Origin of the sequence: Bacteroides sp. BFG-637, from assembly GCF_024793605.1 — a bacterium.
Classification (GTDB): domain Bacteria; phylum Bacteroidota; class Bacteroidia; order Bacteroidales; family Bacteroidaceae; genus Bacteroides; species Bacteroides vicugnae.
In genome coordinates, this window is sequence record NZ_JANUPD010000002.1 from 2,629,447 (window position 1) to 2,649,781 (window position 20,335).

Here is a 20,335-nt window from a genome sequence, read left to right on the forward strand (position 1 = left end):
CTCTCTATTTTCTTGTATGGTCTAAAGAAAAGAATTACTTTTGCTCAAAATATTCAGCAATGTGCAATTTGTAACCTATGACCGTATCCAAGACAAAAGCCAAATTAGTAGATGTAGCCCGTCAGCTTTTTGCGAAGATGGGAGTAGAAAACACAACTATGAACGATATCGCTCTTGCTTCTAAAAAAGGTAGACGAACACTCTATACTTATTTCAAGAGCAAGGACGAAATTTATTTGGCTGTTGTGGAGTCGGAATTGGATATTCTGTCGGATATGATGAAGCGGGTAGCCGAGAAAAACATCTCACCGGACGAGAAATTGCTGGAGATGATATATACCCGGTTGGACGCGGTAAAAGAGGTAGTCTATCGAAACGGAACACTGCGTGCTTATTTCTTCCGTGATATATGGCGGGTAGAGAAAGTCCGCAAGAAGTTTGATGCAAAGGAAGTCCAGCTTTTTAAAGCCGTTCTCCTGGAAGGACAGGCAAAAGGAGTTTTTCATATTGACGATGTGGAGATGACTGCCGACTTGATTCATTATTGTGTGAAAGGAATTGAAGTTCCTTATATCCGTGGTCATATAGGCGCGCATCTGGATGAAGATACAAGAAATAAATATGTGTCCAACATCGTGTTTGGCGCACTGCATAGAACAGAAATTTAATTAAATAACTTTTAGTATGGGATTATTAGACGGAAAAACAGCCATTGTAACCGGTGCTGCTCGCGGTATTGGTAAGGCTATCGCTCTTAAGTTTGCCGCCGAAGGTGCAAACATCGCATTTACTGACCTTGTCATTGACGAAAATGCAGAAAATACAGCTAAAGAACTTGAAGCAATGGGCGTGAAAGCCAAAGGCTATGCATCTAACGCTGCTAACTTTGAAGATACTGCAAAGGTCGTAGAAGAAATCCACAAGGACTTTGGACGGATCGATATATTGGTAAACAATGCCGGTATCACTCGTGACGGTTTGATGATGCGCATGAGCGAACAGCAATGGGATATGGTGATCAACGTGAACCTGAAGTCGGCGTTTAACTTCATTCATGCTTGTACACCTGTCATGATGCGTCAGAAAGCCGGTAGCATTATCAATATGGCATCTGTTGTAGGTGTTCACGGAAATGCAGGACAGGCTAACTATGCTGCTTCCAAAGCAGGTATGATTGCATTGGCTAAGTCTATCGCACAGGAGTTGGGTTCTCGCGGCATCCGTGCCAACGCTATCGCTCCGGGATTCATCCTGACAGACATGACAGCTGCTCTTTCTGATGAAGTAAGAGCTGAATGGGCAAAGAAAATACCTTTGCGTCGTGGTGGTACTCCTGAAGATGTGGCAAACATCGCTACCTTCCTTGCTTCTGATATGTCATCTTATGTATCGGGCCAGGTGATTCAGGTAGATGGTGGTATGAATATGTAATCGAACAGAATGACTGTTGTATACGAAGACAACCATATCATTGTAGTCAATAAGACCGCTTCCGAGATTGTCCAGGCAGACAAGACGGGCGATACGCCGCTTTCGGAGACTGTGAAACAGTATCTGAAAGAGAAGTATCAGAAACCCGGAAATGTTTTCCTCGGTGTGACACACCGGTTGGACCGCCCCGTAAGCGGTCTTGTTATTTTTGCCAAAACGAGTAAAGCGCTTACACGACTCAACGAAATGTTTCGCACCAGTGAGGTGAAAAAGACTTATTGGGCGGTTGTGAAAAATGAACCGGAAGAACCGGAAGGCGAACTGATACATTTTCTTGTGCGTAATGAAAAGCAAAATAAAAGTTATGCATATGATAAGGAAGTTCCGAACAGTAAGAAAGCGATTTTGCATTACCGGTTGATCGGTCGTTCGGAGAATTACTATTTGCTCGAAGTTGATTTGAAGACCGGACGTCATCATCAGATTCGTTGTCAGTTGGCCAAAATGGGATGTCCTATCAAAGGAGATTTGAAATATGGTTCTCCACGCTCCAATCCGGATGGGAGCATTTGTCTGCACGCCCGGAGAGTGCGATTCATACATCCTGTTTCCAAAGAGCTGATAGAGCTTGAAGCTCCCCTTCCCGAAGGGAATTTATGGAAAGGATTCATCATAGATTAACACGGATTTCTATAATAAATTTAAGCACGGATTTCACGGATTGGCGCTGTTGCTTTACAATTCATTATTCTAAAAAACATGGAATCTGTACCTAATAATATACGATTGTTTAGCAAGAGTGCTTGGTATACAGCTTTTTTTGTGGAAATTCGGGTAAGTCTGTGATTGGAACTCTTGCCAAAAGAGTAAACTTGCCTGCCATTTTTCTAGTAAACTCCAGCGACATTTAGTAAATTCCTGAATAGGTAGTATATTTGCATCATTCGCTAATTGTTATTATCAATCATACCAAAGAAGAATACGAATGAAAGCATTTAAACTACTTGCATTGACTTCCTGCTTCTTGTTTGCAGCGGGAAATGGAGTTGCGCAACGGGACTATTCAAAAAGTGAAGGATTATTGCAGTACGTCGATCCGTATATCGGATCCGGTTATCATGGACACGTTTTTGTTGGGACGAGTGTTCCGTATGGAATGGTGCAGCTGGGCCCTACTAACATCCATAAAGGTTGGGACTGGTGTTCGGGTTATCATTATTCCGATAGCATCTTAATCGGTTTTTCACATACCCATTTGAGCGGTACGGGCTGTACTGACTTATGTGATATTCTCATCATGCCATTGAATGAAATCCGTACGCCTAGAGGCAATCAGGATGATATACGAGATGGCTATGCTTCCGGATATTCCCATACGAATGAAATTGCCCGTCCCGAATATTACTCTTTGCTTCTCGACCGTTACAATATCAAAGCTGAGCTGACAGCTACAGATCGTGTAGGCTTCCATCGTTATACTTATCCTGAAGGAAAACCTGCTTCCATATTGATCGACTTACGTGAAGGGAATGGCTCGAATGCTTACGACAGTTATATCCGTAAAGTAGATGATTATACAGTAGAGGGGTATCGTTATGTGAGAGGCTGGAGTCCTTCCCGCAAAGTTTATTTTGTGTTGAAAAGTGATAAGAAGATAGAGCAGTTTACTGCCTATGACGATAATACCCCGAAACCTTGGGGGCAACTGAAAGTGGCATCAGTGAAGAGTGTCCTCACTTTTGGTAACGTGAAAGAAGTGAAGATAAAAGTCGCTCTTTCTTCTGTCAGCTGTGACAATGCGGCGATGAATCTGCAAGCCGAACTTACCCACTGGGATTTTGACAAAGTAGTGGATATGAGTGCCGCCCGATGGAACAAGCAACTGGAGAAGATGACAGTAGAAACCGACGATGAGGCTTCCAGACGTGTGTTCTATACCGCACACTATCATACCATGATTGCCCCTACACTTTTTTGTGATGTGAATGGAGAATATAGGGGAATGAACGACATGATTTACACGGATCCGAAGAAAGCCAACTATACAACTCTTTCTTTGTGGGATACCTACCGTGCATTGAATCCTCTGATGACTATCACCCAACCTGAAATGGTGGACCATGTAGTCAATTCGATGATTTCCATCTATCGTCAGCAGGATAAACTCCCCATCTGGCCTTTGATGAGCGGCGAAACCAATCAGATGCCGGGCTATAGCTCCGTGCCGGTGATTGCCGATGCGTATCTGAAAGGATTTACCGGTTTCGATGCGGAAGAAGCATGGCAGGCTATGAAAGCTACGGCTACTTACGAGAAACAAAAGGGAGTACCCTATGTGGTAGAAAAAGGATATATTCCTGCCGACAAAATCCATGAGGCGACTTCGATAGCAATGGAATATGCGGTGGACGATTGGGGAATTGCTGCTATGGCATATAAGATGGGAAAGGCCGAAGATGCTGAAACTTTCTCGAAACGTGCTCATTATTATAAGAACTATTTTGATTCTTCCATCCATTTTATCCGCCCGAAATTGGAAGACGGCTCTTGGCGCACTCCTTACGATCCGGCACGTTCCATTCATACTGTCGGAGATTTCTGTGAAGGAAACGGATGGCAATATACTTTCTTTGCTCCACAAGATCCGTATGGACTGATTGCCTTGTTTGGCGGTGACAAACCCTTTGCGACGAAGCTTGATAGTTTCTTTACCAACACCGACAGTATGGGCGAAGGAGCATCGAGCGATATAACCGGATTGATCGGACAATATGCGCACGGAAATGAACCGAGCCACCATGTTGCTTACCTTTATGCGTATGCCGGTGAACAATGGAAAACGGCGGAAAAGGTCCGTTTCATCATGAGTGATTTTTATACAGACCAACCGGATGGTATTATCGGCAATGAAGATTGTGGACAAATGTCAGCTTGGTATCTGCTTTCATCCATGGGACTCTATCAGGTGAACCCGTCGGATGGTGTATTTGTTTTCGGTAGCCCCTGTTTTAAGAAAGTAGAAATGAAGGTACGTGGTGGTAATACTTTTACTGTAGAAGCACCAAATAACAGCAAAGAAAATATCTATATCCAGAAAGTGTATTTGAATGGCAAGCCTTATGATAAGAGTTATATCACTTATCAGGATATAATAAATGGCAGCACATTGAAGTTTGTAATGGGGAAAAAGCCGAATAAGAATTTTGGTAAGGCTCCGGCAAACAGACCGGTTGTTTTGAATAAGATAAATAGATGAAAGACAGCTTATAAAAGATAAGTCCTTATTGAAAGGAGGGAAAAGTCTTCGGCAATGAAAGAATAAAGTTAGTTCCCGAGTATTAATTCAGTTTTCAATAGGTATTGTAAAGCTTTCCGGTTGTAACATTTAGTTCAGCTTCGGAAAGCTTTATTTTATACACTAAAAACGGCTGAAAAGTAAATCCTTACAGGAACTTACCGTTTTCAGCCGTTTGAGAGGATGTAGTTTTAAGAAATAAGTTAGTCGTGATTACTTTCTTTCTTTTAAAGGAGGATGTAATCCGTGTCTGAATGATTATATAAACTACTTGTGTGCATATACTTAATTATGGCAGCGGATCAGCTTTTGCCGGCCGTTTCGGATCATAAACGGCTACTCCTACTTTGGAGTCGGCACAGCCATAATACAAATACCATTTGTTTTTGAAATAGACCATTCCTTCGATAAATACGGTTCCGTCCACATATTGTCCACTCTTTTCGAAGCTGTCCATCGGGCGGAAGAACGGTTCGTCGAGACGGGTGATAAAGCGGGTAGGATCTTTGGCGTCGAAGAGCGCTTGTCCGGCAGCATAAACATTGGCAGTATAACGTTTGTCACCTCTTCCTGAATGATTCTTACCATTGTAAAGAAGGACGATTCCTTTCGGAGTGTAGATGGCCGGTGGTCCACATTCGGTGAGATGGCTGTCAAAGTAGCCGTCACGGGGAGAAAACAGCTTCTTCAGGGAGCCGTCAATGTTGACAATCGGAGTCCAATGGATTAAATCATCAGAAGTAGCCGCAAATACGTGTTCTTCGCCCCAGTACATAAAGTATTTTCCGTTGATTTTCTTGATAACCTGTTTGCCTTTGACAACCTCCGTCAGGATAGAGCCGGATTTACAGCCCAGATTAAAGAACTTTCCGTTGTATGCCGTGGCAAAAGCAGGCCCATGCTTTGTCCAATCTTTTAGATTGCGGGAGGTCGCTACTGCCAGACGAGGCACATGGCGGTTCCATTGGGTGTACATCATTACATAAAGTCCGTCATCGGTTACAGCAATCCGTGGATCTTCACAGCCGCCGGGCCATTCCAATTCTTTTTGTGAATCGTCATCCGGATAGAATACAGGAGTCTTTTCCCGTTGGAAATGTGTGCCATCAGTAGAGGTTGCATAACCGAGGCGTGAAGTACGGCGTCCGATGCCGACCCCTGATTTATCCTCTGCACGGTATAACACGACAATCTCTCCATTGTAGATTGTAGCTGCCGGATTGAATGTATCATTCGATTCCCATGCAATGGAGTCTTTTGTGAGCGGACAATAAAATTGGGTGTTTTCGATGGGGGATATTACCGGATTTACGCTCTTCGGACGTTCGAAACCACCGAAAGCCCAATCGGGTAACTGGTTCTCTTTATGATTGGAAGACTGGCCGTTGGCAGCACAAGTCATCACTGTCGTAGCAAGTAAGAATAAAAAAGTTGATTTCATATTGTCTATATTATATGGGTTGTTTATTTTCAGGAGTCATATAACTCTCTACATATAAATTGAAAAATGAATAAAATGCTGTCATCTGTCACCTGATTGGATATAAATTATTGATCCTGAAAATATTACGGTGTGACAGCATGGTGTGATGGCAAGGTGACGGCATGGTGTGCTGTCACTTTGTCGAAAGCTGGGATTTTATTGTTTTTCTGCTATGAGGGTACTTGTTTCTCTATTCGGAGTTGTATTCGCTCATTATCATACTATTACAGGTGAGAGAAGGTTTCATTGCTTGAAACTTTAGTTTCATCAGTAGGAAACTTTAGTTTCTGTTGCTTGAAACTATGGTTTCAAAGGCTTGAAACTATGGTTTCAAAGGCTTGAAACTAAAGTTCTTCTGCCTTGAAACTATCTTGGAACCGTAAGTGTCAATGTTAGAAACAGTTATTCCGTAAGCAGGAATACAATAATTCCTGATATGAGCAATCGGCTACTCCATCGCTTGCATACCGGCACTGCCGGAGAGGAGGATGGATAAACCAACTATTTTAGTTATATTCATGGTAATAATAATGGATGAAGTTAATTTATTTCGGCAAAAAACTCAATGAGGCAGGCATTGTCGAGCAACCATTTATACGGTTCCTCCTTATGTCCCGACCAGTCTCTTCCCAATAGTCCGTTCTCATCCCTGTAGTTTTCCCAAGCATGAAGAACGTTGTTCACCATGGCATCTACATAAACCGGATTGTTGTCAATCTTGTACAGAGCTTTCAATCCCCTGAACAGAATCACATTAAACCAAGCCATATCTTTGTGTACTTTGATTACCGGATCTTTCTTGTCGGCTTGCGTACGGAAAAAAGCGTCTGTTCCTGCAGCTGTTTGTCCGGCATCACGCAGATATTGTTCGTCTCCTGTTTCCTCATAGAGCAACACGCCTGCCTGAATCATCTGCCCACTGTTGTAGGCATACTTCTCTTTGGACACTTTTCCTTTCAGGTTGACGTTATCCCAATAAAGATGGTCGTCGGGGTCACAAAGATGTTCCCTGGTCCAGGCATAGGTAGCCTTTGCTTTTTCCAGATACTTGGCATCTTTTGTCAATCGGTATAACTTGACACCGAGCACAGTTGACGGGGCATTCGAACAAGTGTGTTTTGCTTCCTTTTGCTGTTCGCACCAGAAAATACCTCCACCCAGTTCGTCAGTCCAGCCGCTGTAAATGTATTGATACAATGCGATGGCTTTTTCCAGATAAGTTGGGATGTGGGTGAGCTGGTAATAGTCGCAATAATCCAATGCAATCCAGATGTTGTCGTCATAATAACGTCCGTGCTGACCATATTTGGCCGGATATGACTGATAACAGGCTGGTTGGCGGCTGTTATCCCAATACTGTTCCATCCCCGGCAAGATTCTCTTTTCGAGTAATTTCTTGTACTTCTTGTTACCGGTAGCTTTGTACAACGCCACACAACCTGACATCATCCCGGAGTAAGGCCATAGAAAAGAGGCTTTCAGCGTTCCGTTCTGTTGCATTCCTCCAGCCAGATAAGTGATTTTCTGGTCGGGATTGACAGGATAAGTCTCTGTCAGTAATCCGTCCTTCGTCTGATAAAGATTCAATACATTGTGCAGAATCGAGTCGGCAATGGAAAGATAGCGATTGTTTTCCGGTGTCTTTCCCGTTGCGGACGTAAGGAAAAATAACATACAGGCTAGGGTGTATATATTTCTCATAGGAATATCAGGTTGTGTGGTGAAACTTTTCAGGTTATTTTTAACTAATAAAATTATTTCTGCCGACGTTCGTCAAACTCTAACTCTACCTTTACAGGAAAGTGATCGGAAGGAGTGCGGGCTTGATATGCTTTGATGTCGATTTCTTCCGGACAGTCGGTTGCATTTTTTTTGTCTCCGTTTCCTACGATGCTCCGGTAAGTATCTGTCAGTACGCCGTATCTTTTCACATGGAAAGACGGAGATACGAATACATGGTCGATACGGCTTTCTGTAAAGCTGTTCGGGTCGAAGTCATTGAAGGTTCCGTTGATAGCATAACGGAAATCGCACTTTTCGTAGGAATCGCACAGCACGCCTTTGCTTACAAAAGCATCGTATGACTGATGAGTCTGATCGACATTGAAGTCACCGGTCAGGATAGCCGGAAGATTCTTGCCTTTGCCCAGTTCCTTCATCTTCTCCTGTACAAGGAACGCACTTTCCACACGGGCTTTCTTCCCGATATGGTCCATGTGCAGGTTGAAGAACAGGAATTCGAAACCGGTATCTTTGCATTTGAAGTGTCCCCAACTGCAGATACGCGGTAGCACGGCATCCCAGCCTTTGCTCGGCACATCGGGAGTCTCCGACAGCCAGAAGTCGCCTTTCTCTACAAGATCGAACTTGTCGGTACGATAGAAGATTGCAGAATGTTCACCTTGATCTTTACCGTCGTCACGGCCCACACCGATATAGTCATAACCGGAAAGTGCTTCCTTCATGTCTTTCAGCTGATGAAGGAAACATTCCTGTGTGCCGAAAATATCGAAATCGTGGTATTGCACCATCTTGGCAATGACCGGATAACGTTGTCCCCAACCGTTTCCGCGAAGTGAATCGCTGCCGTTGGCATTTCTTAGGTTATAAGAGGCAACAGTAAAGGTGGTAGGCTGATAGTTACTCTGGCAATTGCAGAATACGATCGCAACAAGGGAAATTAGTAAAAGACTTTTCAGTTTCATGTTTTTATAGTTTGTTTGGTAGATAATTCATTGACCTCCAAAAGTACAATATTTTATTCAAATGAAAGAGAGTAAGGTACATCTTTTTCTGTGATTCCCCGCTGTTTATTGGGTACGGGGCTCATTTGGAATTGGATATTAGCACCTTTTGTCAGCTGGTCATGTGTAAGGAAATTGCGGGTTTGTGATTTCCCGTTCACCTTCATTTCTTTAATGTAGCGGTTGGCAAGCTGGTTGTTATCTGCTTTGATCGTAATGGTCTTTCCGTTTTCCAGATGTAACTTCGCTGATTTGAAGAGCGGAGTTCCTATGATATATTCATCTGTTCCCGGACAAACTGGATAGAAACCGAGTGCGGAGAATACATACCATGCGGAAGTTTGTCCGTTGTCTTCGTCACCGCAATAGCCGTCGGGACCGGCGGTGTATAGCTTGTTCATAATCTCACGTATCCAGTATTGGGCTTTCCAGGGTTCGCCTGAATAGTTGTAGAGATACACCATATGCTGAATAGGCTGGTTTCCGTGCGCATATTGCCCCATGTTCATCACTTGCATTTCACGCATCTCATGAATCATGCCGCGGCTCTCCATTCCCTGTCTGCCCGGAATGACGAAAACGGAATCCATCATCGTATTGAATTCTTTCTTGCCTCCCATCAGGTTGATAAGTCCTTGCGGATCGTGGAATACGCAGAAGCTCCAGTGCCAGCTGTTTCCTTCACAAAATTCACCGCTCCAGTCTACAGCGTCGAATTTCGGATTGAATACGCCTTTGTCGTTTTTACCTACCATCAGTTTGTGTTCCGGATGATAGACATTTTTATAGTTCAATGCGCGCTTCTTGTAAATATCGGTTTCGCTTTCCGGTTTACCGAGTTTCTTGCCTAATGTATAAATCGCCCAGTCGTTATATGCATATTCCAATGTACGTGCAACGTTTTGTCCTATGCCGATATTGTTGGCGACATATCCCAGTTGGTTGTAAGATTCGTAGCCGAGACGCCCCGAAGCAGTTCCGCTAAGATGTGCATTGGCTCCATGTTTCAATGCTTCCCAAAGAGTTTCGATGTCATACCCGCGCAACCCTTTGATGTAAGCGTCGGCCACTACGGAAGCCGAGTTGTTGCCCACCATGCAATCCCTGTGTCCCGGGCTGGCCCATTCCGGCAGGAAACCGCTTTCTTTGTAAGCATTCACCAGTCCCTCCTGCATCTTCTGATTCATTGACGGATACATCAGGTTGAGGAAAGGAAACAAGCAGCGGAACGTGTCCCAGAATCCGGTGTCGGTAAACATATAGCCGGGACGCACTTCGCCGTTGTAGGGGCTGTAATGCATGACTTGTCCCTTAGCGTCTATTTCGTAGAAACTGCGTGGAAAAAGCATCGAACGGTACAGGCAGGAATAAAATGTACGTAAATGATCAATGTTGTCATCTTCTACCTCTATCTTGCTCATTTCACGGTTCCAGACCTCTCTTCCGTTTGCTACCAGTTGGTCGAAACTGTTTTTGCCAAGCTCTTTGAGATTCAACTCCGCCTGTTCGGGACTGATAAAGGAGGAAGCAACACGTGCGTGTACAATTTCTCCTTTTTGGGTGGCGAACCCGATCACGGCACCTGTGTGGTTTCCTTTCGCTTCTGTTTCATTCGGAAGAATGTTATTTTCGGAAACTGCGGAAAGGAATGTGAACGGTTTGTCGAACTGAATCACAAAATAGTTTTTGAAGTTTTCCGGCACGCCACCGCTATTCTTGGTTGAATAGCCGATAATCTTGTTTTCTTCCGGAATCACTTTCACGTAAGATCCCTTGTCGAAAGCATCTACAATCACGTAGGCATTCTTTGTCTCCGGATATGTGAAACGGAACATGGCGGCACGCTCCGTAGGAGCAAGCTCGGTTGTTACATCGTGGTCGGCAAGATATACCTTATAATAATAAGGCTTGGCGACTTCCGCTTTGTGAGAGAACCAACTGGCACGTCGGTCTTGGTCGAATACCAGTCCGCCGGTGACAGGCATGATGGCAAACTGCCCGTAGTCGTTCATCCAGGGACTGGGCTGATGTGTTTGTTTGAATCCCCGGATTTTGTCGGCATCATACGTGTATGCCCAACCGTCTCCCATTTTACCGGTCTGCGGTGTCCAGAAATTCATTCCCCACGGCAATGCCGTAGCCGGATACGTGTTTCCGGTAGACAGTTCAAACTTGGATTGAGTGCCTACCAGTGTACTGACATAGTCTACCGGATTCTTAACGGCAGAAGATTGCAGGCTGTACAACACGACACCTCCAAGAAATAGCAAGTGTTTAAATGAAAAAGGTGTTTTCATGAACCAATGAATTTATAGATTTGAAAATAATTTCTACGACGAAAATAGGGAGAAAAGGAATGCGCTTCTAGTAATAGGGAGTTTAAATCGTCTCTTGTCACTGAAATTAACTACTCTGGCACGGATATTTACTTATATCTCGGCCAAAAAAAAAGCTCGGAATGTTTTTTTGTTTACCTTTGTCATATAGCAAATCTAAGAATAATACACTATGGGGAAACAGTCGTTTTTTATTCTATTCTTTTTTCTTAATCTGTTGATACATAACGCTTATGCTTATAATTTGAAGCAAGTTGCAGATAAAGAATATATGTCTAATAGTTCGATTACATCTCTGTGCCAGGATGAACGTGGATTAATGTGGATCGGGACCTGCGACGGACTGAATATTTATGATGGACAAGAGATTGAGGAATTTAAGACCCGTGACAAGGAGGATTACTTATCTGGTAATCTGATTGACAATATTGTGTATACGGGTGAAGACATTTACTGGATTCAAACCTACTATGGGTTGAACCGTTTGAACCGGAAAACCAATACAATCACTCACTATAATGAATTTCAGAAACTCTTCTTTATGAATAAGGATAGTCATGGTAATCTGTTCATTATCCAGGATAGTAACTGCATTTATTATTATCATAAAAAAGAAGGCGTCTTCAAGAAAATCAATATCACGGGAATTCCGATTTCCGATATCGTAAACTTCTTTATCGACGGTAATAACCGGATGTGGGTAGTCATGAAAGGATACAACCGTTGTTATGACATACAGCAGGAAGCCACATCGGGAGATATCACCCTGTTACCCCAAAAAACGAATCTGATTTATCAGACCTCCTTGATCTATTGTTTCAATGACGAGCAATCTCTTTATTACATAGACAAGGAATTTAATTTTTATGCTTTCCATATTCCGACCCAGAAGAATGAATTTATTGCCAATCTGGGTAAGGAAATACAGGAACGTGGCAAAATCTCTTCCATCGTTCATTATCATAACAGCTATTTTGTGGGTTTTTTGATGGATGGTATTCTGCTGTTGGAGAAACAGAAGGAAACGAATCATTATCAAATTCAGCCGTTGCCAATCAACAGCGGTGTATTCTGTCTCAAGAAGGACCGTTTTCAGGATGTTGTTTGGATTGGTACAGACGGGCAAGGTGTTTATCTTTATTCGAACCCGCTTTATTCTATCAAATCAATGGTGCTTAGCAATTACACCGAGAAAATAGAACGCCCCGTGCGTGCCATCTATCTTGATGATGAACGTACTTTTTGGGTGGGAACCAAAGGAAACGGAATTCTTAAAATCTATGATTACGAATTCGATAAAAACATCTCTGACTGCCGATCAGAGGTGTTGACTACCTCTAATAGTGCTTTGAGTAGTAATGCCGTTTATTGTTTTGCCAAAAGCCACCGGAATTTGCTTTGGATAGGAGACGAAGAAGGATTAACTTATTATTCATATCGGGAAAAACGTATCAAGAGTATACCAATACGGATCGGCAACGAAGATTTCAAATACATCCATGACATTTACGAAACAGCAGATTCCGAACTGTGGCTGGCGAGTGTCGGCATGGGAGTGGTGAAGGCTCGTATTGCCGGAACACCGGACAATCCGGTGATTGTGGATGCGCAACGTTACATCATTAATGATGGCGAACTGGGATCGAACTATTTCTTTACTATTTATGCGGAGAATGAAACCAACCTGTTGTTTGGTAATAAAGGATATGGGGTGTTCCGCTATAACGAAACGACGAACGGCCTGGAACCGGTGTCTACTCACAAATACGAAAACATGACCCTGAATAATATTCTCGCCATCAGTAAAGACAGCAGCAATAACTATCTTTTTGGAACGAGCTACGGATTGATAAAGTACACTTCGGAAACTTCTTATCAGCTCTTCAATGCCAAGAATGGTTTCCTGAATAATACCATTCATGCAATTCTTAGAAACTCGTCCGACAATTTCTGGTTGAGCACCAATCTCGGATTAATCAATTTCGATACGAAACGGAATGTCTTTCGTTCGTATGGTTTCGGAGATGGTTTAAAGGTGGTAGAGTTTAGTGACGGTGCCGCTTTTCGGGATTCCCGGACTGGTACTCTGTTCTTTGGAGGAATCAATGGAGTCGTAGCTATCCGGGCGGATGGCCGTCCGGAGCAGCTTTATATGCCTCCTGTTTATTTTGATAAGCTGTCTATCTTCGGTGAACAATACAATCTGGGAGAATTTCTCACCCGGAAAAAAGAAGCTGAAGTCTTGAATTTACAGTATGACCAGAATTTCTTTTCTGTTTCATTTGCTTCTGTGGATTATCTGAATGGTAATAACTGTACCTATTTCTATAAACTGAAAGGATTGAGTGACCAATGGGTAAACAATGGCTCGGAAAGTGGAGTCTCTTTTACGAATATGGCTCCCGGCGAATATACCTTACTGGTGAAATATTACAATAGTGTTTTTGATAAAGAGAGTGATGTCTATTCCCTGGTCATTCGTATAGGCGATCCGTGGTATGCTTCCTGGTGGGCTTATTTGATTTATGCCTTCTGTCTGCTTTTACTGGCAGCCTTACTGATACGTTCTTTTATACTGCGCTCCAAACGTAAAAAGCAGGAATTGCTGAACGAGATAGGAGAAACGCCATCAAAAGAATGTCTTTGAGTCCAAACTTCGTTTCTTTACTAATATCGCACATGAGTTTTGTACTCCGCTGACTTTGATTTATGGTCCTTGCGGACGAATCCTTTCATCGAAGGGACTTAGTAAATTTGTCGTGGACTACGTACAGATGATTCAGACGAATGCGGAGCGTCTCAACAACCTGATTCATGAGTTGATTGAATTCCGTCGGATTGAAACAGGAAACAGGGAAGTACGGATTGAGTCATTGAATGTGTCTTCTATTGTGAAAGGAATAGCCAAAACGTTTGTCGAAATGGCTAAATCCAGAAACATCACTTTCTTGAGCAAGATACCCGAACAGGTGATGTGGAACTCGGACAAGGGATTTCTGAATACGATTATTATTAATCTGATTTCTAATGCCTTTAAATATACTCCCGACGGACAGAGTATCAAGATTGAAGTGGATACGAGTGGGGAAAACATGTTGACTCTTCGTGTAGCAAATGAAGGAAGTACCATCAAGGAAAAGGATTTCCAGTATATTTTTAACCGGTATGCTATTTTGGATAACTTCGAAAATCAGGATGAAAAGAACTTTTCACGGAACGGACTGGGACTAGCCATCTCTTATAATATGGCAAAGTTACTGAATGGTACGTTGAAAGTGGAAAATACTCCTGATGGATGGGTGATGTTTACATTAACCTTGCCAGTTATGGAGCAGACTACCGGAGTGTCGGAAACCAAGCGGCTCACAGCGGAATACATCCCTAAGATAGATACTCAATCGATACTGAAACTTCCACAGTATGAGTTTGACAAGATGCGTCCCACGCTTTTGGTGGTTGATGATGAAATCGAGATGTTATGGTTTATTGGAGAAATATTTTCCGGCGATTTTAATGTAATAACCTTGCAAGATCCCGAGCGGCTGGATCAGGTGATGAATGAGGTTTATCCGAATGTGATTATCTGTGATGTCATGATGCCGGGAATGGGTGGCATTGAACTGACCAGGCGGATCAAATCGGTGAAAGAGACGGCGCATATTCCTATTATTGTGGTTTCCGGACGGCACGAGATGGAACAACAGATGGAGGCTCTTTCTGCCGGTGCGGAAATGTATATCACGAAACCGTTTAGTGCGGAGTACCTTCGTATTTCTGTCTGTCAGGTGATGGAACGGAAAGAGGTGTTGAAGAATTATTTCAGTTCGCCGATTAGTTCTTTTGAAAAGTCGGACGGGAAGTTGACGCATAAAGAGTCGAAGAAGTTCCTACAGTCGGTTTTGAAGATTATCAATGATAATATAACGAACAAAGATTTGACTCCGCGTTATATCGCCGATCGGCTGGCAATCAGTCCCCGGAGTCTTTACCGGAAGATGGAAGAGATAGGAGAGGATAGCCCGACCGATCTGATTAAGGAATGTCGTTTGCACATAGCGAAAGATTTATTGCTGACCACTAAAAAGACGATTGATGAAATTGTATTCGATTCGGGATTCTCGAACAAAGTTACTTTCTTTAAGGTGTTCCGTGAAAAGTATGAATGTACGCCAAAAGAGTTTCGGATGAAACATTTGGAAGAGGTTCAGCAGTAGCCTGTGGCGGGAATTTTTAAAGAAAAAGAAGAAGTAAATATCCGTGTTAATGTAGTAAATATCCGTGCCAAAAGGTAAAAAAAGCAGTTAATTTTCTTTTGGTAGAGTTTAGTGATTTTATCTTTGTCTCATCGAAGTTTTAAGTAGATAAACTCGAAAAGTATTAATTTATTAATCTTTAATCTAATGAAAAGGAAACTTAGTTTTTTATTTCTTTCAGCATTGACTATCCCATTTTTTATGGTATCGTGCAGTGATGATAAAGAAGAACAGGAAGTGAAACCGGCAACAGATCTGGTTGTCGATAATAATTCGGTGACACTGCTACAAGGAGATGAGATTACGGTAAGTATCACTTCCGGTAATGGAGATTATTATGTGAAGCCATTTGATGAAAATGTGGCGACGGCTACAATCAATGGTAATAAGGTGACTATTAAAGCTACCGAAAATAGCCAGTTGGAGGAAAATAACCGTACGGAAACCACTATATTAATAGTAGATGGGCGTAAGAAAGTGGCTAGAGTGCTGGTTCGGGTAGCAAAACTTTGGGATTTGACGGTAGATGCACCGGAAGAAGGGTTTGACCTCTTTATCGGTGAAAAGAGACTGGTGAAGATTTTGACCGGTAACGGAGATTACCAGATTTCCATACCGGAAGGTGCTGATAAGTTTCTGGAAGTGGGCGAACTATCGGGACAGGTTATTCCGTTGACTGCCAAGTTCGAGACTGGAGATGATCCGGTAAATGTTACGATAACAGATAAGAAAGGCAAAACGATCATCCTTCCTGTGGTAGTGAACATCGTGGATCTGACACTGAAAAGTAATGAAGCCATTTTTGTCGAACCGGATGCCGAATCTCAATATATATCTATAGAGAAAGGTAATGGTGGCTATAGTTTTACTTATCAGGTAGGAGATGGCGAGCCTACTACGGATGCAACGATTGTGGAGGCCACTGAAAAAGAGAATCTGATTACCTTGAAACCCAAAGCCAGAGGTGATGTGAAAGTGATTGTGACAGACCAAAAAGGTTCCATGGAGGAGATTGCGGTGAAAGTGAATCCGTATAACCTTAAATTGGAAAATGAAGCAACTTCTTTAATTATTGGTGGCTATGAGGCATCTACAGAAATTGCCATCACCAGAGGAAATGGCGATTATAAGTTGGCACAACTCACAGATGATAATAAAACCTATTTGAAAACCGCTGAATTGATTACGGAAGACGGGGCTACCAAGTTAAAACTAACAGGAAAGAAGCTTGGAACTACTACACTGGAACTGTCTGATGCGGCAGGTCAGAAATTGACTTTACCAGTTTATGTGAATCCGGTATGTTATCGTTTGGAATATGACGTATGCTTTAAAATTGATATTAAGAAGTATGCGGAATCACATTCAGAGGTGAAAAGTATGAATCAGCTTACTCTTGAGGTTGTTTTCTATCCGACTTATACTCGTTCTTTGCAATCGTTTATAGGTTTGGAAAGTGTATTCCTGCTTCGTGCAGAAGCTAAGGATGTGAATCCGCGTTTTGAAATAGCCACTAAAATTAATGGTAAGAGTGACCCCCGTTTCCGTAGTCAGCAGACTATTTATTGTGATGATTCGGAAGGTGGACGTAAGACTCCGGGTAAATGGTATCATATAGCCATTGTATATGATGGAACGAAATCAAGTACAAAAGAGGCTTATAAAATGTATATAAACGGAGTGAGAGAAACGTTGACTCCTGCAGATAACTCTTATGAAGATTGTGCCCCTAATTCATCTCTCAATCTGACAGATGTAGGTGGAAATGATAAGGCGTTGTTGATAGGACGTTCCGGAGATTCATATCGGGTAGGATATTGCAAAGTTTATCAGGCACGGATGTGGAAGAGAGCGTTGGACGAAAGTGAAATTAAAGCGAATATGTGCAAAATCCTTAATGCAGAAGAACACTCTGACTTGATGGGATATTGGGTATTCTCGAAAGGTGTCGGAGGTTCTACAGTTTTTGAAAATTGGGGAAATGGCGGTAGCGGATTGGATGCGCAAGTTTGTTTGCAGAATATAAGCGAAAATAAACCAGCTTGGGGAGCGGAACTTCCTGCAACTTATAATGGAGATAAGAGCCGCTTTGAACCAATTGGATGTCCTCATTCATACTAAAACTAGGAATATAATATGAGAAACAATATGATAACAAAGAAACTAATCAAATTTGCCCTGCTGTTTTTTCTTATCGGACTGACGGCCTGTGACAATAAACTGAATCCGGGCTTTGATCCGGATGATTATGAACCGATTGTTCCGCCTGAACCTGTCAGAACAATGGATGCAATGGCTAGCGGTGAGCGGGTAGTACTTTCGGGTGCTTCGTTAACGGATATTATCTTAAAATGGACGCCTACCGAGAAGCACGGAAATACTGTATATCGTTATGAAGTATTGATTGATACGATCGGGGGCGACTTTACCAAACCGGTAGAAACTTTTTTTTCGGATAATAATGGGCTGGAATCACAGCTGACTTTTACCCATTATCAGGCAAATACAATAGGTAAACTGGCTAAGTTCCGTTGCAATACCAACGGCACACTGCGTTGGAAGGTACGTGCTTATTGCGGATTGGATCAGGCTCTTAGTAGTTTGGAAGGCTATTTCGTAATTTTTATGATGGACGGCATCGATGATATGCCTTCTGAAAACGAGCCGGTTTATATCACTGGAGCAGGTACAGAAGATGATGGCGATGAAGCGGAAGCGCAGCAGATGCTTCGTCAGAATGAGGGAATTTATCAGACATTTACTCAATTGAAAGCTGATCAGCCATTTGTCTTTACATCTACTGTTGAAGGTCGCAAGTGCTATTATTATGTAGATGATAACGGAGTGTTGCGTGAACGTAATGACGGTGAAGATTATACAATTACGGTTCCTCAATCAGGCATCTACCGGATTACTATCAATATGGGTGAGCAGACAATCAGTTATGATGAAATAGGAGAGGTGTATCTTTATAACCATTCAGGCGGGTATAGACAGAACTTCAACTATCTGGGATATGGCAAATGGGGTGTGAAGAATTATACTGCCCGGAAACAAACGGAAAGTTGGGCAGGAAGCGGTGAAACCCGTCATAGCTTTAAGATGGAGATCAACGGAACAACCTACCGTTGGGGACATAAGGAGAAAGATAAAGGGCAACCGAATCTGACTACCGACAACAGCTATTATAATTTATATCAACTGGCATTGGGCACAGATCCATGGGATTACAGTTTCCGTTTTTGCGACGAGTTACTGCAATGGGGCGAAAAGCAGGGAAATGTCTATTATGCTACGGTGAGAACCGATGTGACCCTCTATTTCAATGCAGAGTTTGGAACGTATACCCACCGTTGGGTAGCTTCGGAAACGAATGAAGATTAAAACTGAATAATAATATGAAGAACTATATAGTATCATTATCAAAAAGAGCTTTGCTGTTAAGCGGTGCACTGGCAATATTTACAGCTTGTGACGACGGCGATTTGGGAGATATCTACAAGGGCAATTCGTCTGGCGAATATGTGTCGGATGTGAACTGGACAGATGCAGCCGACAAAAGTACGGGAACTTATATCAAATATTTTTATGAGAATGCCAGCGGACGGGATACCTTTTGCGGAAGCATTTACTGGGAAAAACCGAATACACCGGAAACCGGAGAACCGGCAAGCACAGGCGGTAGCGGTGGATGGTCGCAGGGACATGCATTGGATATCGTGATCGATGCTTATATCCGTCATGCAAATAATCCCGAATATCAGGCTCATTTGTATGAAAACATCATGAAACCTTTCCTGCCGGCTTTTGATGACTGGAATGAACATTGCGGTTATGGTGGCAAAGACTTCTGGAATAACTTCTATGATGATATGGAATGGATGGCACTGTCTTGTCTGCGGGTTTATGAATTGACTGGCGATCAGGATTATTACAGTGCGTTGATGAAGATGTGGAACCATATTAAGGGAGCGAAGAATGACTATAAAGGGGTAGGAGGAATGGCATGGAAAACGGATGCGCCGGCTTCACGTATGTCTTGTTCTAATGGTCCCGGTTGCCTTCTGGCTATGAAATTGTATCAGCTTACCGTTAAAGAGGCTAAAGACGGCTGGGAAGAGCAGGCTGCTTATTACCTGAACTTCGCCAAAGAGGTATATAACTGGATGACGGCTTATCTGTGTGATATTTCCACCGGACAGGTATATGATAATCTTAGTATTAAAGATGACGGTACACCGGGAGATCCTGATAAAGTAGCCTTGTCTTATAATCAGGGAACATTTATGGCGGCTGCTCTGGAGTTGTACAACGCTACCGGTGAGGATGAATATCTTCGTAATGCAGTTGCTTTCGGCTCTTACCAGGTGAATAAGAAAATGGATTCCAACTATCCGGTATTCAGTGGTGAAGGAAATTCGGGAGATAATCTTTTATTCCGTGGAATATTTGTCCGTTACTTTTTGGATATGGTGAAACAGCCGACTAGCAGCCTTTATCCGGAAAAGACCAAGAATAAGTTTATTGCTGCATTGCGCAGCTGTTCTGATGTGCTTTGGACGTTGGCTCATCCCGAAGGCTATTATGTGTGGGAGTACGACTGGGCAAAAGCACCGGTCTTCGGTAATCGCGACAACAGGGAAGATCGTCTGACAATCTCCTTGAATGCGGAAGTCCCGGGAGCAACAATGATTGAAATCCGTGCCCGTTATGAAGACTGGGTGCAAGGTAAAGCAACGGAAAAAGCCAACTGGGTCGGACCGGATTTCGGTAAGAAAGCAGAGGAATAAGAT

11 protein-coding genes and 1 pseudogene are annotated in these 20,335 nt (G+C 42.8%); 8 read left to right on the forward strand and 4 right to left on the reverse strand.

All coding sequences use genetic code 11. From position 1 onward, the window contains the following. Positions 1 to 77: 77 nt before the first annotated feature. The 4 genes from NXX38_RS10250 (at position 78) to NXX38_RS10265 (ending at position 4,687) form a co-directional block, all read left to right on the forward strand. Positions 78 to 668: a TetR/AcrR family transcriptional regulator gene (locus tag NXX38_RS10250; protein ID WP_007763961.1), complete on the forward strand. Its 591-nt coding sequence runs from the start codon at positions 78 to 80 to the stop codon at positions 666 to 668. Positions 669 to 684: 16 nt separating this feature from the next. Next, positions 685 to 1,431 carry a 3-oxoacyl-[acyl-carrier-protein] reductase gene (fabG, locus tag NXX38_RS10255; protein WP_010536417.1) on the forward strand — a complete coding sequence of 249 codons (747 nt, stop codon included), beginning with the start codon at positions 685 to 687 and terminating at the stop codon, positions 1,429 to 1,431. A 9-nt stretch (positions 1,432 to 1,440) separates the two neighbouring features. Then, positions 1,441 to 2,112 (forward strand): RluA family pseudouridine synthase, encoded by a 672-nt coding sequence (locus NXX38_RS10260; protein WP_195649268.1) that lies wholly within the window; start codon positions 1,441 to 1,443, stop codon positions 2,110 to 2,112. Between the two features lie 304 nt (positions 2,113 to 2,416). After that, entirely contained in the window at positions 2,417 to 4,687 is a 2,271-nt protein-coding gene (locus NXX38_RS10265; protein ID WP_258979409.1) for a GH92 family glycosyl hydrolase, read from the forward strand. A gap of 328 nt (positions 4,688 to 5,015) precedes the next feature. Here the strand turns inward: NXX38_RS10265 and NXX38_RS10270 are convergent, their stop codons facing one another. The 4 genes from NXX38_RS10270 to NXX38_RS10285 form a co-directional block, all read right to left on the reverse strand. Next, positions 5,016 to 6,176, reverse strand: a complete 1,161-nt coding sequence (locus NXX38_RS10270) for a glycoside hydrolase family 130 protein (protein ID WP_195649315.1) — start codon at positions 6,174 to 6,176, stop codon at positions 5,016 to 5,018. Positions 6,177 to 6,749: 573 nt separating this feature from the next. Beyond that, positions 6,750 to 7,883, reverse strand: a complete 1,134-nt coding sequence (locus NXX38_RS10275) for a glycoside hydrolase family 76 protein (RefSeq protein WP_229128602.1) — start codon at positions 7,881 to 7,883, stop codon at positions 6,750 to 6,752. A gap of 80 nt (positions 7,884 to 7,963) precedes the next feature. Beyond that, positions 7,964 to 8,914, reverse strand: coding sequence for an endonuclease/exonuclease/phosphatase family protein (locus NXX38_RS10280; protein WP_195649266.1), 951 nt, complete (start codon positions 8,912 to 8,914; stop codon positions 7,964 to 7,966). Positions 8,915 to 8,967: 53 nt separating this feature from the next. Next, positions 8,968 to 11,250: a GH92 family glycosyl hydrolase gene (locus NXX38_RS10285; RefSeq protein ID WP_258979410.1), complete on the reverse strand. Its 2,283-nt coding sequence runs from the start codon at positions 11,248 to 11,250 to the stop codon at positions 8,968 to 8,970. Between the two features lie 211 nt (positions 11,251 to 11,461). Here NXX38_RS10285 and NXX38_RS10290 point away from each other — a divergent pair. The 4 genes and pseudogenes from NXX38_RS10290 (at position 11,462) to NXX38_RS10305 (ending at position 20,332) form a co-directional block, all read left to right on the forward strand. Then, positions 11,462 to 15,503, forward strand: a pseudogene (locus NXX38_RS10290) (response regulator). A gap of 186 nt (positions 15,504 to 15,689) precedes the next feature. Then, complete coding sequence (locus NXX38_RS10295; protein WP_258979412.1) at positions 15,690 to 17,663, forward strand: LamG domain-containing protein; 1,974 nt, start codon at positions 15,690 to 15,692, stop codon at positions 17,661 to 17,663. A gap of 15 nt (positions 17,664 to 17,678) precedes the next feature. Further along, positions 17,679 to 18,926, forward strand: coding sequence for a SusE domain-containing protein (locus NXX38_RS10300; RefSeq protein ID WP_309600929.1), 1,248 nt, complete (start codon positions 17,679 to 17,681; stop codon positions 18,924 to 18,926). 14 nt (positions 18,927 to 18,940) lie between these two features. Continuing rightward, a complete protein-coding gene (locus NXX38_RS10305; protein ID WP_195649261.1) occupies positions 18,941 to 20,332 on the forward strand; it encodes a glycoside hydrolase family 76 protein in 1,392 nt (463 codons plus the stop codon). The last annotated feature ends 3 nt before the right edge of the window (positions 20,333 to 20,335 follow it).

What these genes read in the sequence shown, in the direction of transcription:
- NXX38_RS10280 (WP_195649266.1), bottom strand. Translation starts at nt 8,914, where the DNA reads ATGAAACTGAAAAGTCTTTTACTAATTTCCCTTGTTGCGATCGTATTC.
- fabG (WP_010536417.1), top strand. Translation starts at nt 685, where the DNA reads ATGGGATTATTAGACGGAAAAACAGCCATTGTAACCGGTGCTGCTCGC.
- NXX38_RS10295 (WP_258979412.1), top strand. Translation starts at nt 15,690, where the DNA reads ATGAAAAGGAAACTTAGTTTTTTATTTCTTTCAGCATTGACTATCCCA.
- NXX38_RS10305 (WP_195649261.1), top strand. Translation starts at nt 18,941, where the DNA reads ATGAAGAACTATATAGTATCATTATCAAAAAGAGCTTTGCTGTTAAGC.
- NXX38_RS10260 (WP_195649268.1), top strand. Translation starts at nt 1,441, where the DNA reads ATGACTGTTGTATACGAAGACAACCATATCATTGTAGTCAATAAGACC.
- NXX38_RS10265 (WP_258979409.1), top strand. Translation starts at nt 2,417, where the DNA reads ATGAAAGCATTTAAACTACTTGCATTGACTTCCTGCTTCTTGTTTGCA.
- NXX38_RS10250 (WP_007763961.1), top strand. Translation starts at nt 78, where the DNA reads ATGACCGTATCCAAGACAAAAGCCAAATTAGTAGATGTAGCCCGTCAG.
- NXX38_RS10275 (WP_229128602.1), bottom strand. Translation starts at nt 7,883, where the DNA reads ATGTTATTTTTCCTTACGTCCGCAACGGGAAAGACACCGGAAAACAAT.
- NXX38_RS10285 (WP_258979410.1), bottom strand. Translation starts at nt 11,250, where the DNA reads ATGAAAACACCTTTTTCATTTAAACACTTGCTATTTCTTGGAGGTGTC.
- NXX38_RS10300 (WP_309600929.1), top strand. Translation starts at nt 17,679, where the DNA reads ATGAGAAACAATATGATAACAAAGAAACTAATCAAATTTGCCCTGCTG.